The sequence below is a fragment of the Dyadobacter sp. CY356 genome (genome assembly GCF_021440195.1).
Taxonomy (GTDB): domain Bacteria; phylum Bacteroidota; class Bacteroidia; order Cytophagales; family Spirosomataceae; genus Dyadobacter.
In genome coordinates, this window is the sequence record NZ_JAJTSZ010000001.1 from 186,091 (window position 1) to 202,263 (window position 16,173).

14 protein-coding genes and 1 tRNA gene are annotated in these 16,173 nt (G+C 39.6%); 10 read left to right on the forward strand and 5 right to left on the reverse strand.

All coding sequences use genetic code 11. The features are described from left to right. The first annotated feature begins 16 nt into the window (after positions 1-16). Positions 17-979: a phytanoyl-CoA dioxygenase family protein gene (locus LXL81_RS00790; protein ID WP_234644802.1), complete on the forward strand. Its 963-nt coding sequence runs from the start codon at positions 17-19 to the stop codon at positions 977-979. A gap of 337 nt (positions 980-1,316) precedes the next feature. Here LXL81_RS00790 and LXL81_RS00795 read toward each other — a convergent pair whose 3' ends face one another. From LXL81_RS00795 to LXL81_RS00805, 3 genes are all read right to left on the reverse strand, one after another. Then, the gene (locus tag LXL81_RS00795; protein ID WP_234644803.1) at positions 1,317-1,607 is read right to left on the reverse strand and encodes a 2'-5' RNA ligase family protein; all 291 of its coding nucleotides are present in this window, start codon (positions 1,605-1,607) and stop codon (positions 1,317-1,319) included. A gap of 344 nt (positions 1,608-1,951) precedes the next feature. Further along, a tRNA-Leu gene (locus LXL81_RS00800) sits at positions 1,952-2,035 on the reverse strand. Positions 2,036-2,151: 116 nt separating this feature from the next. Then, positions 2,152-3,396 carry an ABC transporter permease gene (locus tag LXL81_RS00805; protein ID WP_234644804.1) on the reverse strand — a complete coding sequence of 415 codons (1,245 nt, stop codon included), beginning with the start codon at positions 3,394-3,396 and terminating at the stop codon, positions 2,152-2,154. A gap of 239 nt (positions 3,397-3,635) precedes the next feature. Here LXL81_RS00805 and LXL81_RS00810 point away from each other — a divergent pair, with 239 nt between their 5' ends. The 9 genes from LXL81_RS00810 to LXL81_RS00850 all read left to right on the forward strand — a co-directional run bounded on the left by LXL81_RS00810 (position 3,636) and on the right by LXL81_RS00850 (position 14,472). Next, on the forward strand, positions 3,636-4,898 hold the full coding sequence (locus LXL81_RS00810; RefSeq protein ID WP_234645835.1) for an asparagine synthetase B: 1,263 nt from the start codon (positions 3,636-3,638) through the stop codon (positions 4,896-4,898). A gap of 178 nt (positions 4,899-5,076) precedes the next feature. Beyond that, positions 5,077-6,321, forward strand: coding sequence for an efflux RND transporter periplasmic adaptor subunit (locus tag LXL81_RS00815; protein WP_234644805.1), 1,245 nt, complete (start codon positions 5,077-5,079; stop codon positions 6,319-6,321). A gap of 2 nt (positions 6,322-6,323) precedes the next feature. Beyond that, positions 6,324-7,772, forward strand: a complete 1,449-nt coding sequence (locus LXL81_RS00820; protein WP_234644806.1) for a TolC family protein — start codon at positions 6,324-6,326, stop codon at positions 7,770-7,772. A gap of 102 nt (positions 7,773-7,874) precedes the next feature. Next, positions 7,875-8,537, forward strand: a complete 663-nt coding sequence (locus tag LXL81_RS00825) for an ABC transporter ATP-binding protein (RefSeq protein WP_234644807.1) — start codon at positions 7,875-7,877, stop codon at positions 8,535-8,537. Positions 8,538-8,721: 184 nt separating this feature from the next. Beyond that, positions 8,722-9,969, forward strand: a complete 1,248-nt coding sequence (locus LXL81_RS00830; RefSeq protein WP_234644808.1) for an ABC transporter permease — start codon at positions 8,722-8,724, stop codon at positions 9,967-9,969. A 111-nt stretch (positions 9,970-10,080) separates the two neighbouring features. Continuing rightward, positions 10,081-11,250, forward strand: a complete 1,170-nt coding sequence (locus LXL81_RS00835; RefSeq protein WP_234644809.1) for an ABC transporter permease — start codon at positions 10,081-10,083, stop codon at positions 11,248-11,250. A gap of 100 nt (positions 11,251-11,350) precedes the next feature. Continuing rightward, positions 11,351-11,728, forward strand: coding sequence for a GxxExxY protein (locus LXL81_RS00840; RefSeq protein WP_234644810.1), 378 nt, complete (start codon positions 11,351-11,353; stop codon positions 11,726-11,728). Positions 11,729-11,787: 59 nt separating this feature from the next. Beyond that, positions 11,788-13,158 carry a sigma-54 dependent transcriptional regulator gene (locus LXL81_RS00845; protein WP_234644811.1) on the forward strand — a complete coding sequence of 457 codons (1,371 nt, stop codon included), beginning with the start codon at positions 11,788-11,790 and terminating at the stop codon, positions 13,156-13,158. A gap of 15 nt (positions 13,159-13,173) precedes the next feature. Beyond that, positions 13,174-14,472 carry a PAS domain-containing sensor histidine kinase gene (locus tag LXL81_RS00850; protein WP_234644812.1) on the forward strand — a complete coding sequence of 433 codons (1,299 nt, stop codon included), beginning with the start codon at positions 13,174-13,176 and terminating at the stop codon, positions 14,470-14,472. Between the two features lie 6 nt (positions 14,473-14,478). On the opposite strand, the gene LXL81_RS00855 is transcribed toward LXL81_RS00850, so the two are convergent. Both LXL81_RS00855 and LXL81_RS00860 read right to left on the reverse strand, forming a co-directional pair. Beyond that, positions 14,479-15,486, reverse strand: a complete 1,008-nt coding sequence (locus LXL81_RS00855; RefSeq protein WP_234644813.1) for a phosphotriesterase — start codon at positions 15,484-15,486, stop codon at positions 14,479-14,481. Between the two features lie 59 nt (positions 15,487-15,545). Then, positions 15,546-16,130, reverse strand: coding sequence for a 1-acyl-sn-glycerol-3-phosphate acyltransferase (locus LXL81_RS00860; RefSeq protein WP_234644814.1), 585 nt, complete (start codon positions 16,128-16,130; stop codon positions 15,546-15,548). Between the last annotated feature and the right edge of the window lie 43 nt (positions 16,131-16,173).

Here is a 16,173-nt window from a genome sequence, read left to right on the forward strand (position 1 = left end):
TGCTATACCAGAAATTATGAAAAATATTTCTATCGCGCACAGAATTAATTTGCCTTGGGTTGAGTCTCCGTTTTTTAACACCTTGATTTCAGAAAAACAACTTTCAGACCAGCAAAGGAATATTGCCAATCATTTTCACCATGAAGGTTTTATTGTATTGCCGCAATTGGTCAGTCATGAATTAATTGATCAGACTTTACAGGATATCAAAGGGGAGTATCCCGACAAAATCGGACAGGAACCAATTCGTCAGCAGGATTTATGGAAGAAATATAATAGTGTGCGTGAAATAGCAAGTTCACCACAAGTTATGGATGTACTTAAAATGTTGTATGACCGGGAGCCCATTCCATTTCAAACTTTGAACTTTAAGTTTGGGACCCAACAGCGAGCCCATTCCGACAGCATTCATTTCAGCAGTATTCCTGCCCGGTATATGTGTGGTGTGTGGGTGGCGCTTGAGGAAACTACATCTGACAACGGACCATTGTTTTACTACCCTCGCTCACACCGCCAGGAAGAATTTAATTATTTTGATATAGGTATTGAAGCAGAGAAGAATTATGCGGAATACTATAAATATGAGGAATTCATGGAAGAATTCATGGATGCAAAAGGCTACGAACGTCAGGAAATTCACCTGCAAAAAGGTGATGTTTTGATCTGGTCGTCCAATCTGGTACATGGTGGAATGCCCATTAAAGGTGACAATCTGACCCGCTGGTCCCAGGTCAGTCATTATTATTTTGAAGGATGTACATATTATTCTCCCCGTTCTTCAGATATGTTTTCCAACGACCTTAATCTGAGACGCGTAATCAATATTGCCACCGGAGAAACGGTACAGCACAGTGACAACGGTAAACCGATAGAAACAATAAACACAGGCAATTCGCGGTATGCAATCAGCCATAATTTCACACTGCCAATACTGGTGAAGGGGTTATTGAAGAAGGTGCTGGGCAGGAAGCCTTTTTAAAGTTAGAAGTGGGTTCTTGTGCAATAAAAAGTTGATTCAGTATTTCTTATTGAGGACTGATAGTTAAGATGAAACAAAAGTATTCTAAGGGAAATACCTGAAAAGGTGAGTTTGTTATGCAATAGATAAAAATTCAAGATATTATTGTTACAAATGGGTAGAAGGAGTGTAATCTGAAATGTCAAATCTTCGTCAATCAAATTTTATGGTCGTTTGCTGGCCATTGAGAAAGCCTTGTCTGTCTATGTGCTTTGACACTCCATTCAATACATTTTGCTCTTACTGTATCATTAAGTCTTTTATTGATAATGCGGCAATAGCTCTTGATTTTCATAGATCAGTATTCATCAGGACTTGCGTAAAAAGTGCATTCAGGATTTGGCTGGAAATCTTTAAAATCCGAAAGACTAACTCTGAATGGCATCAGTTTCGACAAAATTTGTCTAAATTCTGATAAGATAAGGTGATAGGTCGCTTCATTAGCGACAAAAAAGATTAAAGTGATATGTGCTAATGAATTTTCACTTCCATAAGGCCTTTTCAAGCGATCTCTTAATTTAACTTTAAATTCTTGAAAAAGTTTGATTGTTACATCATCAGGAGATATTGCTAAACAGTAAATGTCCATGTGCTGATTGTTGTCTTTATGTCTGCCCTATAAACATAAACATAAAATTTACGGATAAAATTTTAGCGTTAAACAAATATTTTAATAGAAATAATTTTCAAAAAGAGTATCGAGCAAATTTGTTGAAATTTAAGAAAGAGTGAGCCCCACTGTCTCTAATGATAATTCAGGGCCATTTTACCCGAAAAGTATCAAATTGTCAAGGAAGAGACTAGCTACAATACAGGTTGTTTGAAAATCTGGTATTAACCAAACCTCATTTTCATATTGAAACGAGCAATTCAAAAAATTTAGTAAATAGCTAAAACAAAAAAATGGCTCTGATTTATCATCAGAGCCATTTGTACCCGGAGCCGGAGTCGAACCGGCACGAGTGTAACCTCATTGGTGTTTGAGACCAACGCGTCTACCAATTCCGCCATCCGGGCATTGTGTTGTGTTGGGAGTGCAAAAGTAGGGAGAAAATCAGATTAACCAAACATTGTTTCAAAAATATTTTGAATAAATTTTCAGTGATTATATCAATATGATTTTTCTTCTTTCATTACTCATAACGCAACGCTTCGATAGGGTCTAAGCGTGAGGCTTTTATGGCTGGGTAGATACCTGACAGTACGCCTACAACTACGCAGACAACAATTCCCAAAGCCATCCATGCCCATGGAATAACAAAGGAACTTTCGGAGCTTATGGAGTTTGAAATCACATTTCCAATCAAAATCCCGAGAAATAAGCCGGCAATACCACCGATAATACAAACCACAATGGCTTCTATCAAAAACTGAAAACGGATAACACTTGGTGTTGCGCCCAGGGATTTTCGGATCCCGATTTCCCTTGTGCGCTCAGTAACGGAAACCAGCATGATATTCATCAGGGCTATCGATGCACCTAGTAATGTGATAATCCCGATACCAAAACCACCTATCCTTAGATAACCGGTAATATTTTCAAAATCTTTCGCCATGGCATCGGCTCGCTCGACCACAAACGAATCTTCGTTTCCGAGCCTGTCGTTTCGGATACGCCGCATAAGACCTCGCGCTTCTTCCAGAATCACTTCGCCATCTGAAATCTTTGAAGTGGAAGCGGTGATACTATACGTCAAAGTTCGGTTGGCAGCTAATCCGCGTCCGTTATCCAGAGGAATGATCATGATCCGGTCGGCGTCATTTCCGCCACCCATCGATCCTTTCTTTTGCAGCACACCAATCACCTTGTATTTGGAACCCATAAAGGTGATTTCCTTATTTAACGGATCAAGATTGCCGAAGAGATTCCTGGCAATTTCCTGACCAAGCAACACGACATTCAAAGAATTGTCCATGTCGTTTTTATTCAGATTCCGGCCAAAATCGATCTTATAACCATTGATACCTAAATACTGCTCGTCCGTACCAATCACATTACTGTTCGGGTTGGTTTTTTTTGATCGGTAATTGGCCTGAATTGCCCCGCCGATGCTGGATGATAAGGATACAGTTCCACCAAAATCATCCCGGAAACGTTGTGAAAATTCACTTGCCTCTCTGTAATCGATGACAGGATATCGCTTCCCGCGCCTTCCGCCATTCCGGAAATTATCTTCGTCGTGATTTTTGACCGTAAAAGTATTGGCACCTAAGTCAGCAAAACTGCTGTTTACTGAATTCTGGATACCTTCAATGGCTGTCAGAATTCCTACCAGAGAAGTAATGCCAATGGCAATAATAAGCGCAGTGAGCACCGTCCGCAGCAGGTTTGACTGGATGGAACGCAAGCCTTCGTCTACATTTTCTCTGATATTCATTTTATAATTATGCGTTACGTACCATATTTTGTTTAAATTACGTTAAATCAGACAGAATATATTCGTTGTAAAACGTATATTTCGTTGTGAACGCATTGAATTAATTTTGCGATTAAACCGAAATTTTTTTCAACGATCTGACCTGATTTGTAATTTGTATAAAGGTTACTTTGTAAAATAAAGAAACCTGTTTTTATCAATACGTAAAGCTGCACATGATGCGTGAAAGAATCAAACCAATGGTACGGCTCTTTGCCCCGTTTATCATTATTTTAGGAATTTCTGCCCAGAGTTTTGGGAACAGGCTATTGATTCCGATGGATGATTCGCAAAAAAATCATTTGAAGGCTTATGGGATCGCTTACTGGATACTGAAAAGCTATGAGATGGAAATGGACTGGCTGCTGAACTATCGCGGCGGTAGTTTTATGGTGGCTTATAATCAGCAATTTGCTTCGGAGATGACGGTTCGGGGGGTAAGTTTTGAAGTCATTTCGGAAGGGCAGGCTGGTAAAATACTGAGTGATATCAGCGCGCCGGATGTTAATATGGATGCTGTGAAATTGCAAAAAGCACCGAAAGTGGCGGTTTATTCTCCCAAATCAAAATCGCCCTGGGATGATGCCGTGACGCTGGTCTTGACTTATGCTGAAATTCCGTATGATGTGGTATATGATGATGAAGTACTGAATGACAAACTACCTGAATATGACTGGCTGCATTTGCACCACGAAGATTTTACAGGCCAGTTTGGCAAGTTTTTTCAATACAAGGATTATCCCTGGTATCGCGAGCAAAAACGTGAGGCAGAAGGCATAGCTGAGAAATTCCAGTTTGCCAACGTGCCGCAGATGAAGCTGGCTGTGGCTAAGAAAATTTCTGCATTTGTAACCGGTGGTGGTTTTATGTTTGCGATGTGTAACGCAACGGATACTTTTGACATTGCCCTGGCCGCCGAAGGTCTTGATATTGTGGAGGCTATGTATGACGGAACGCCGGCAGATCCAACGGCCAACAGTAAACTTCATTACGAAAACACGTTCGCTTTTCAGAACTTTAAAACCATTCCATATCCTTATGAAATCGAGTTTTCGGATATTGACAGTCAGGTTGAGGAACGCGGATTAAACGAATCGAATGACTTTTTCTCATTGTTTCAGTTTTCAGCAAAATGGGATCCGGTACCTAGTATGCTGACGCAAAATCACCAGACAATCATCAAAGGTTTTTGTGGACAAACCACTGCATTTAAAAATCGTTTTGTAAAACCGGAAGTGGTTATACTGGCAGAAAACAAACAATTACAGGAAGCCAGATATATCCACAGTACTCACGGAAAAGGCTTTTTTACTTTTTATGGCGGTCACGATCCGGAAGATTATCAGCACAGGGTAGGCGAGGAGCCAACTGATTTAAACTTACATCCCAATTCGGCCGGATATCGTCTGATTTTGAACAATATCCTTTTCCCGGCAGCGAAGAAAAAGAAAATGAAAACCTGAGATTCTTTAAATCTTCCTGTTCGTAAACACACAAACCGTGCTATTTCGCACGGTTTTTTCTTTGTTAATATTTCTTAAATTTCTGAAAATTAGTGTGTTAGCTTTTGGCACAATGTTGTAAATAATAAGGTATCGTCAGCCATGAAAATGAAGTTATCATATCTTAAAAATTTACAAAATGGATCGGGAAGTTGAACCGCTATATGTCCAAAAACAAAATAACCGGCGATGGATTGTTAGTGTTGCCGTCATTATCGCCATCGCTTTGGCTATTTATTTATTTCGCAACTCTTTGAAAGGAACCATTGAAGCGAGCAGGATCAGGACTGCGGCTGTTGAAACAGGGGATGTGGAAAATACGATTTCTGCCTCCGGGGAAATAATCCCGGCTTATGAACAAATTATTACAAGTCCGATCCGGGCAAGTATCCGCAGGGTTTTGATCAATCCCGGAACGCCTGTGTCACCCGGACAAGCCATTGTGGATCTTGACAAATCGCTGACGGAAATTGAGCTTGAAAAATTTCAGGATCAGCTTGCTCTGAAAAAAAACAGTATCGAACAGCTGCGAATGAAACTGAATAAAAACCTGTTTGACGCCGAAATAAGTGACAAAATCAAACTGCTGAATATCAATAAACTCAGAGCAGATTTTGAAGATGCAAAACGTTTGAAAAAAGTTGGCGGAGGAACGGGCGAAGATATCACCAGAGCAGAAAACGAGCTTAAAATCGCCGAACTTGAAAAAAAACAACTGGAAAATGATCTTTCCTATAATCGTGAATCCATGGGCGCAAGTTTGAAAGAAACCGAACTGGGTGCTCGGATTGAAGGAAATAATTTGAAAGAACTATCTCATAAACTAAAAATGGCCGATATCGTTGCAGACCGTAAAGGGGTTTTGACCTGGGTAAATGACAATATTGGATCGGCGGTGAATGAGGGAGAAATGCTTGCCAAGGTTGCCGATCTGGGAAGTTTCAGAATTGATGGTTCGTGTTCAGACGTATATGCCGAACAGGTTAAGGTGGGATTGCCGGTAATCATTAAACTAAATGAGACCATTTTACGTGGTTTAATTTCACAGGTAAAACCCTCAGTCAAAAATGGTATCGTCGAATTCATAGTGCAGCTTGATAATGCTAGAAACGAATCGCTGCGGCCAAACATGAAGGTTGAAGTTTACATCATTACCAACCGGAGCTTGAAAACACTGCGCGTGGCCAATGGACCTGCTTTTAATGGAAAGAGAAAACAATATGTTTATGTTGTGAAGAATGGTGTAGCCTATCGCCGCGAAGTCGAAATGGGACTATCAAATTTCGATTATGTTGAAATAAAAAATGGTGTGCAAAAAGGCGAAAGTATTGTTTTGTCTGACATGAGCCAATTTGAAAATCTGGAAGAAATCTCAATTAAATAATTATGAAAAAGAGATACTTCTACATTTTGCTTATCATTTTTACTGCCCGGTTGGCAGAAGCGCAGATACAACGTATTTCACTTATGGAAGTTGTTCAGCAAGCCCGGGAGCAATCAGTGGCTTCAAAGCAGGCTGTGACTTCCAGGAAAACCAATTACTGGCAATACCGGTCTTTTATGGCCGATTTTAAGCCACAATTGAGTTTGAATGGAACGATTCCGGGTTTTACCAATTCTTATATCCAGGTAATCCAGCCAGATGGAACGGTATCTTTTCAATCCGTTTCTTATAATAATTCAGTGGCAAACATTTCGCTGAATCAAAGTGTAGCATTGACTGGCGGTACTATTTATGTTCAGCAACAGATGCAGCGTTTTGATAATTTTGCCGGAAAAACGACCAGTTATAATGGTATACCTTTTGAGTTTGGGATCACTCAGCCCTTATTTCGATTCAACGCCATGAAATGGAACCGGAAAATTGAGCCGTTAAAATATCAGGAGGGAAATCAGCAATATATAGCCTCACTGGAACAAGTTGCGCTGGATGCTACCGGCTTATATTTTGATCTTTTGGTGGCGCAGGTGAACTTACAGATTGCAGGAAAAAACCGAAGTAACAATGATACACTTTATAAAATAGCCGGTCATAAACTGGAATTGGGGAAGATTTCCCAAAACGATTTATTACAGCTGCAAATGGGACTTTTAACAGCACAAAAAGATCTGGCTTCTGCTCAGCAGGCTGCCGCAGTGGCTTCGCTCAAACTCAAAATGTTTTTAAGTTCAAGAGATGAGCGGGAACTGGAACTGGAAATTCCGATGGAAAAGGATGAATTTCCAGTTAATCCACAACTGGCATTGGATCAGGCTTTTTTGAACCGGTCAACTGCAATTTCTTTTCGCCGCAGGTTACTGGAAGCGGAGCGAGATGTTGTTCAGGCAAAACAGGAAAATGGTTTGAATGCCTCGCTGAATGCCACATTTGGATTGTCAAATCAGGGATCGCGACCAGGTGAAGTTTACATAAAACCACAGGATCGTGAATTTGTTGAATTACAATTTACATTGCCGATTATGACCTGGGGACGAAATAAAGCCAGAACAGAAGTGGCGAAAGCGAATAGGGAATTCGCACAACAATCTGTTGAGCAGGATAAACTGACTTTCGAACAGGAAATTTTCACACAGGTAACACTTTTGCAAATGTTGCAGAAACAGGTAAAATTGACCAAACTGGCAGATCAGATTGCTGCAAACCGTTATCAGATCGCCCAGGATAGATTTATATTAAGTAATTTGAGCGTAACCGATTTGGGTATTGCGATGCAGGAAAAAGACAGAGCCAGGCGCGATTATATTTTAGCCTTGCGGGATTACTGGCAATCTTATTACACCTTACGTTTATTGACATTATATGATTTTGAAAATGACCGGGCCATAAATGGGTAGGGGCGACCCTTGTGGTCGCCCAATTTGGTCGCCGGAAAACGATATCTCGAACGCTATAACAGGAAGAATTCAAAAATAATAAATCCCAAAACCATAATAGCCATGATCAAATTACAAAACGTTGAAAAAGTTTACCGGACCAGTTCAATAGAAACATTAGCGCTCAACAACATCAATATTGACGTCAAAAAAGGAGAATTTGTATCCATCATGGGACCGTCAGGTTGTGGAAAAAGTACCTTGCTAAACATCATAGGTTTGCTGGATGCGCCGTCAAAAGGAACTATTGAAATTGACGGATTGAAAGTTGAAAAATATCATGACAAAGAGCTGGCACATTTGAGAAACCAGAAACTGGGTTTCATTTTCCAGAGTTTTCATTTGATCAACGATCTCTCCGTCGTTGATAACGTAGAAATTCCTTTGTTATACCGTGAAAGTAATGCCAAACAACGCAGGGAATTGGCCGAAGAAGCACTGGTAAAAGTAGGATTATCCAACCGGATGAAACATTTCCCGAAACAATTATCGGGCGGACAAAAACAGCGTGTCGCCATAGCGCGCGCCATCGTTGGAAAACCGGAAATAATCCTGGCAGACGAGCCAACTGGAAACCTGGACAGCGCTATGGGAAACGAAATAATCAGCATTCTTCAAAACCTGAATGAAAACGGAGCAACAATCGTGATGGTAACACACGACGACGCAATGGCAAAAAGAACACACCGGCTGATCAGGCTGTTCGACGGAACGCAGGTACTTTAATATAAATGAGTGAATGATAGAATGAGTGAATGATTGAATGTGTGGCTAAGTGAGACATTTTAATTAATGCAAAGACTTTCTCATTCTGTTATCAAAACTCAATAATATCCAAAAATCGGGATCTCGCCACATTCTCTCACTCACTCATTCTCTCACTCTATCATTCTATCATTAACTAACTCCCATGCTCGCTAATTATATAAAAATCGCCTGGAAGGTTTTGCTGCGGCATCCTTTCTATACATTTATCACCTTGTTTGGTATAAGTCTCACGCTTACGGTTCTTATGCTTATAACTTCATTTCTGGATCATTTAATTGGAGCGCATTATCCCGAGACAAAAAGAGACAGGACACTTTACATTGAAAGAATCGTAATGCAGGATTCGTCCCGGCAGTCGATGATGTCCAATTCCATGAGTTTTAAATTTCTGACAGATTATGCCAAAACAGTTAAATCAGCAGAGCGTGTCACTATTTTTTCATTTTTCAACGGATCAAATGCTTATGTAGGTTCTCAGAAAATTAAACTTAATATCACTTTTTCTGACGCAGATTTCTGGCGGGTTTCGGATTTTGAATTTATTGAAGGGAAACCATATAATGAGCAAAACATAGCAAACAGCGACTATGTAGCTGTGATCACAGACGACTTTAAAAAGCATTATTTTTCCAATTCAGATGAACCGGTTGTTGGCAAAAATGTTGAGATTGAGAGTATTAATTACAAAGTGATTGGTGTTGTAAAAGGCAGTCCCATAACCCGACCATATACCCACGCAGATGTTTATTTTCCTTATACCGCACCAAAAAGTAATTACCAGAACAGCGGTATGGTAGGTAATTTCATAGCCATGATTTTGGCTAAAGATCCCTCAGATCTGAAAGCAGTCCGGAGTGAATTTCAGAGTAATATCAGGAAAATTCCATTGCCAGGTAACCAGGATGGATTTAAATATGGTGTGCTCGAAGTAAGAAGTGATCCATATCTGGAAAACTTTGTAACGACTATTATGAACGGAGGTCCGGGGTTGAAAAATATTTTTTACGGCGTGATTGTATTTATTGTGCTCATGCTCATGGGGCTTCCGGCTATTAATCTGGTGAACTTAAATGTTGGGCGTATTTTAGAAAGAGCTTCTGAAATTGGTGTCAGAAAAGCCTTTGGCGCGCCGGTAAAGACGCTGATGTGGCAGTTTATTGTTGAAAATATTTTTATCACATTCATCGGAGGCATCATCGCACTAATCCTGACTTTTACAATTATTCAAATCATCAATGCAAGCGGCTGGATTGCCTATGCCGACCTTACGATCAATCTTACGGTGTTTTTAATCAGCGTATTTGTTTGTCTGATTTTTGGATTACTCTCAGGAGTTTTACCAGCGCTCAGAATGTCAAAACTTAGCATTATCGAGGCACTGAAAGCGTAAATCATATTTTGAATGAGTGACCGGGTCGCCGGTGCGATGAGAGAATAAGTGTCTCATTCGAAATATTCATTCATTCTCCCATTCCATCATTCACTCATTAATTTTCTCCCCATGATACGTCATCTTTTCAAATTAATATGGAATAAAAAGAAAACCCATTCGCTGCTGATAATAGAAATTTGGGCTTCTTTTCTGGTTCTTTTCGGACTGGCAACGCTGATTACCTTCAATGTGAAAAATTACCTGGAACCACTCGGATTTGCGTATGAAAATGTTTGGGCGATTAATCTGAGCAACAATCAGGATACTTTGGCAGTAGCAGAAAAGGTGCAAACTATATTTCAAAGCGTTAAGGGGTTTCCGGAAGTAGAATCACTTTCAAGGATGAGCGATGCTTATCCTTTTTCACAGAGCAACAATAGCCGGACGGTGAAGTATAAAAATTCAGATGTTCAAATGGGTGTTGTTTTTGCAGATGAAAATCTTTCAAAAACTATCAACATTCCACTGATAGCTGGAAAATGGTACCGAAATAAGGATAGTGTAGGTAAGTATATTCCGGTTGTTATCAACAAAATGGCAGAAGGTGCACTTTTTGATAATCAACCAGCGGTTGGGAAAGTACTTAAAGATTATGATGGAAAAGCAGTTTGGGTTGTGGCCGGTGTTGTAGATTATTACAAGGATAAAGGTGAGTTTATGCTCAACAAACCAATGATGTTTGAATTGTTGAAGGCTGATCAGATTTATAACAAAACATTGGTAATCCGTGTCAAGCCGGGGACAGATGCCGTATTTGAAGCCAAACTTGTAAAGGCAATTACTGGCATTGCAAAAGGATGGAGCACTGAAATCGTGTATCTGACAGACGCTCGTCAAAAACAACATAACATAACACTTATCCCGGTCATTATTTTTCTGATCATTTGCAGTTTTCTACTGATAAATGTCGCATTGGGCTTATTTGGAATTCTGAATTTAAGTATAGCCAGAAGACGTGGAGAAATTGGATTACGCCGTGCCATGGGAGCAACGGAAGGGAGCGTTACAGCACAGTTTTTAGGTGAAATATGGGTTCTGGCAACTTTTAGCCTCATATTAGGTTTGTTATTTGCGGTGCAGTTTCCGTTGATGAATGTATTTGATATTGCTGGTGGGGTTTATATCACAGCAATTCTGATCGCGATTGTAATCATTTTCCTGATCGTTACACTCTGCGCCTGGTACCCAAGCCGGCAGGCATCAAGGATTCATCCGGCGATTGCTTTGCATGAGGATTAAGGAAATTAATGTTTTAAGGTTTCACGCCAAGCAAAAAAGGAAGGGCAAAGGACGCTGAGAATCTTTTGCGTATTTTGCCAAAAATAAACACACGCTAATTATGACTGAGAACGAATTGTCTTTTAAGATTATTGGTATCGCTTTGGAGCTACACAGAAATGTTGGTCCGGGGTTATTAGAATCGTCTTATGAAAATGCCTTAGTATATGATTTAAGACAAGCTGGAATGGAAGTAAAACAACAGGTGCCAGTACCATTTCTTTACAAGGAAATAAAAATGGAAGTAGGTTACAGGTTGGATATAATTGTTGAAAACAAAATTATTATTGAAGTTAAATCAATTGAAACTGTTGCGCCAGTTCACTATGCTCAGCTGCTTACATATCTGAAATTATCGAACATGAAATTAGGGCTATTAATTAACTTCAATACTAAATTGCTTCGGGAAGGAATCCACAGAGTAGTAAATAATCTTTAAATCCAACTTTTGCGCCCTCTGCTCAACTTTAAACCTTTGCGTGAAATTAAACAGAACTTATGATCCTCATAGTTGACGACGACTTAGCCATTAGAACCTCACTCGCCCTTCTTCTGAAAAAAGAAGGATTCAGTGTCAAAGGCGCAGGCTCACCCGAGGATACTTTTGAAGTATTAAAACATGAAATCCCTGAATTAATTCTATTAGATCTTAACTTTTCTATTGAGACATCGGGCGATGAAGGCATGCAGCTATTGCAAAGATTACATAAATACAATCCGAAAATTCCGGTTATTTTAATTACCGGCTGGGGAACAATAGATCTGGCTGTGAAGGGCATGAAGGAAGGAGCCAGAGATTTTATCACCAAACCCTGGCAAAATGAATATCTTCTTCAATCCATCAACACGATTTTAAATCTGACAAATCAGGCACCGCAGTCTGCCAATCGACGTAAACTTGAACAAACTTATCACTTTCAAAACATAGTCGGAGAAGACCCAAAACTCCTTCAGATTTTGGAAACAGTCGGCCGTGTATCGTCAACAGATGCGCCTGTGCTTATCACAGGAGAAAGTGGAACGGGTAAAGAGCTGATCGCTGAGGCCATCCATACCAACAGCAAACGAAAAACGAAACCCTTTGTGAAAGTCAATTTGGGCGGAATTTCTTCAACTTTATTTGAAAGTGAATTATTTGGTCATGTACGAGGTGCATTCACAGATGCAAAAACCGATCGGGCAGGCCGTTTTGAAATGGCGCATAAGGGGACGATCTTCCTGGATGAAATCGGAGAACTGGATCTTGCCAGTCAGGTTAAATTGCTCAGGGTTTTGCAGGAAAGAACTTTTGAACCGCTGGGAAGCAGTAAAAGCCGGACGGTTGATGTCCGGATTATATGTGCCACAAACCGGAATCTGGAAGAAATGGTTGCGCAAGGTACTTTCAGGGAAGATCTTTTTTATAGAATAAATTTGATTACCGTAAAGCTTCCTGCGTTAAGAGAACGGCCTGGCGATATCCCAATTCTGGCGGAATTTTTTATGAATAATTTAAAAGTGATTTATGAAAGACCAGCTTTACAATTAAGTCCAACCGCGTTGAAATGGTTAAAAACTTTGACTTTACAGGGAAATATCCGTCAGTTAAAAAACATTGTTGAGCGTACCGTTTTGTTAGCTGGCGATGATATACTTGAAGCAGAAAATTTTAAGCAAAACATGAATTCTGATTCACCTTCCACTTCTAAAAATTCGTTGCCAGAGGTTGGTACAATAACTCTGGAAGAAATGGAGTATCAAATGATTACCCGCGCGATGGAATTTCATCAGCATAAAATATCCAAGGTGGCGAGAGCACTGGGAATTACCCGGTTTGCACTATACCGGCGACTGGAAAAATATGGGATTTCTTATGAATCTGAAAACTAATTTGAAGGCGTAATTATGAAAATTTCACTTCGGCTGCGCTATATTATTTTTATTGGTATTCTTCACGCCGTGTTGATATTGATGATATTCATTTTGCTCCGCGAAAAGAAAATATTTTTTATAGCATCCGAAATTTTAATTCTCGTTTCAATCCTGATCTCAATTCAGATTTATAGAGATTTTTTAAGACCAATAGAATTTGTTCGCTCTGGTATTGAAGCAATTAAAGATAAAGATTTCAGTATAAAATTTGTACCGACAGGGAAAAGCGAAATTGATATTTTAATTGAAGTATATAACCTCATGATCGATCAGTTGAGAGAGGAAAGGATCAAATTAAATGAGCAACATTTCTTTCTTGAAAAGTTGATTGAAGCTTCACCCATTGCGATCCTGATCATGGATTTTGATGACAAAATCGCTTCTGTTAATGAAAAGACAAAAAATCTGTTTCAAAAGAACGGGAATTCCTGGCAGGGCAAAAGGCTTGATGAACTGGATTTTGCCTTGTTTGCCCAATTGACAGATCTACAAGATGGCGAGTCGCGAACGATCAAAATTAATAGTGTTGAAACCTATAAGGTTCAACGTTCCCATTTTATGGATCAGGGTTTCCGAAGATCATTTTTGATGATTGAAGAACTGACAGCAGATATCCTCGAATCGGAGAAAAAGGCCTATGGAAAAGTGATCCGAATGATGGCTCATGAAGTGAATAATACGCTTGGCGCAACGGATTCAATTCTTCAGACAACAAGAAATTATCTGGCAGAAGATTCATTTCTGGATTTACGGGATGCGCTTGGGATTGCATCTGACAGAAATAAAAAGCTGGCAGTCTTTATGCGAAATTTTGCCGACGTGGTAAGACTGCCGGTTCCTTTCAAAGAAAACACAGATATAGGAAGATTAGTAAAAAGTGTAGGAACATTTATGCGGCCCATGGCTGAGCAGAAGGGCATAAGTATTGAAATGGATCTGTCTGCCGATACGGATTATTGGATGAACATTGATGCAGGGCAAATGGAACAGGTTTTTGTAAATGTGATTAAAAACGCCATAGAAGCTTGTGAAGTTGGAAATGTGATTCGAATGGAAGTTTCAGAAGACAACATTCTGATAAAAAATAATGGGAAACCAATTGAAAACGAAACGGCAATACAGCTTTTTAACCCGTTTTTTAGTACAAAAAAAGATGGACAAGGAATTGGATTAACACTAACGAAAGAAATTCTGTTAAGTCATGGATTTTCATTTTCGCTGGCATCAGGACCTGATGGCTGGACTATTTTTGAAATTTCAAATCCGAAATAAATTTGATCAAATCTTACGTTTTCGGATTGTTAAAACAGAAACCGGATTTCTTATCAGCAACTGATCTAGATCCGAATCTGTTAATCCTTTTGTTTTTAAAAGAGGTATAAATCTATCTGACAGATCCGTGAAACCTCTGAAATTTCCGCCATTTTCTTCACCCGGTTTATACCATCCGGCATCCTGAGAAATTAGCACTTTATTAAGTAGGTTATGATCTTTCATGAATTTAACCAGGACAGCGTTCTTTTCTAAATTATCCTTGCTAATCCCATCCAGACTTATCAAGGCTCCCTTTTTTGCGGCTTTCAGGAAATCATCAGGATCGTTACTATTTGCGTGAACCCATACAAATGCTTCTGCTGCAACGCCTTCTTTTTGTAATATTTCAATTTCTTCAAAAGCAGGTAAGGATGGCCCTGTGTGCGAATATATTGTTAAACCGGTTTCCAGATGTGTCATTGCTGCGGCCCGGACTAATTTCTGATGTAATGTCGAAAGAGAAACGGGATTTACACTTATTTTTATAAATCCGGGTTTTATTCCGGTTCCGTCAATTCCCTTATTAAATTCCGTTATCCAGCGTGACGATAATTGTTCCGCTGTCTCTTTGAATGCAAAGTCGGGAAGATACTTATTGTCCGATGCACCATAAAAACCGGTATTTGTCAGTATGTGCAAACCGCTTAATTCGGATAACTTTTTTAATAACAGGACATCACGACCCAGATATGCCGGTGTACATTCTACTAAACTTTTTATACCGCGCTCTTTTATTTCTAACAGATAGGGTAACACCTTATCAATCACTTTTTGATGGTCCCAACGGTTGGCATTGATTTTATCTGCACCAATAAAATCTACAAGAATATGTTCATGAATAAGCGTTCTACCAAGATCCCAAGCTTTGATTTCACCAAGGACGGTATTAATATTTCCTTCCTGTAAGGAAATATCAGGTAAAAAAAATGGAGCTGAAAGACAGAATTGGAGAAAACTACGGCGTGAATGCATTTCGCAGGAATTGAGTTCTTACGAAAGATAATCTTTTGAATTGTCTGTTGCGTAAAAATCTAGATTTTATTAAAAGCAGGAATGGCACCTTTACGTTCGTATTCGTTAAGCCAGGTTTTATGTTTTCCTTGAATGGTCAGGTAAAAATCAAAAACCGGTTTCAAATCTTTTTGAATATCTCCCGACAAAAAGATGGGCTGACTGATCACAAGCGCTTTACGAGGATAATCGAATCCTATAAGTATCAGAGGTACCTCAGCAAGAAGAGCCATATGATAAAATCCAGTTTTCAGTCTGTCAACATCTTTTCTGGTTCCTTCCGGCGTGATAGCAATATGTAATGTTTCATTTTGCTCAAACATCGCTGCAACGGCTTCTACCAAATTACCCGATTGATTTCTATAAACCGGATAACATCCCAAAGCCCGAAACAACCAGCCCGAATACCATTTGAAAAGCTGACTTTTGGCAAGAAAACCAACGTTGATTTTCATTTCCCCACGTGCACCCAGACATAACATAAAATCCCAGTTCGAGTTATGAGGTGCACCAACCCATACCGCCTTTCTTATTTCATAGGGTGGTATGCCGATAATTTTCCAGCCAGCAATCCGAAAAATAAATGCGGCGATGATATTAAGCATTTTGAAAAAGATCTATTAAAGCTGCTGGTTTTATGCAGACCAA

Coding starts and splice junctions, on each gene's coding strand:
- LXL81_RS00835 (WP_234644809.1), top strand. CDS start 10,081: ATGATACGTCATCTTTTCAAATTAATATGGAATAAAAAGAAAACCCAT.
- LXL81_RS00855 (WP_234644813.1), bottom strand. CDS start 15,486: ATGCATTCACGCCGTAGTTTTCTCCAATTCTGTCTTTCAGCTCCATTT.
- LXL81_RS00845 (WP_234644811.1), top strand. CDS start 11,788: ATGATCCTCATAGTTGACGACGACTTAGCCATTAGAACCTCACTCGCC.
- LXL81_RS00805 (WP_234644804.1), bottom strand. CDS start 3,396: ATGAATATCAGAGAAAATGTAGACGAAGGCTTGCGTTCCATCCAGTCA.
- LXL81_RS00825 (WP_234644807.1), top strand. CDS start 7,875: ATGATCAAATTACAAAACGTTGAAAAAGTTTACCGGACCAGTTCAATA.
- LXL81_RS00815 (WP_234644805.1), top strand. CDS start 5,077: ATGGATCGGGAAGTTGAACCGCTATATGTCCAAAAACAAAATAACCGG.
- LXL81_RS00840 (WP_234644810.1), top strand. CDS start 11,351: ATGACTGAGAACGAATTGTCTTTTAAGATTATTGGTATCGCTTTGGAG.
- LXL81_RS00860 (WP_234644814.1), bottom strand. CDS start 16,130: ATGCTTAATATCATCGCCGCATTTATTTTTCGGATTGCTGGCTGGAAA.
- LXL81_RS00790 (WP_234644802.1), top strand. CDS start 17: ATGAAAAATATTTCTATCGCGCACAGAATTAATTTGCCTTGGGTTGAG.
- LXL81_RS00830 (WP_234644808.1), top strand. CDS start 8,722: ATGCTCGCTAATTATATAAAAATCGCCTGGAAGGTTTTGCTGCGGCAT.
- LXL81_RS00820 (WP_234644806.1), top strand. CDS start 6,324: ATGAAAAAGAGATACTTCTACATTTTGCTTATCATTTTTACTGCCCGG.
- LXL81_RS00810 (WP_234645835.1), top strand. CDS start 3,636: ATGGTACGGCTCTTTGCCCCGTTTATCATTATTTTAGGAATTTCTGCC.
- LXL81_RS00795 (WP_234644803.1), bottom strand. CDS start 1,607: ATGGACATTTACTGTTTAGCAATATCTCCTGATGATGTAACAATCAAA.
- LXL81_RS00850 (WP_234644812.1), top strand. CDS start 13,174: ATGAAAATTTCACTTCGGCTGCGCTATATTATTTTTATTGGTATTCTT.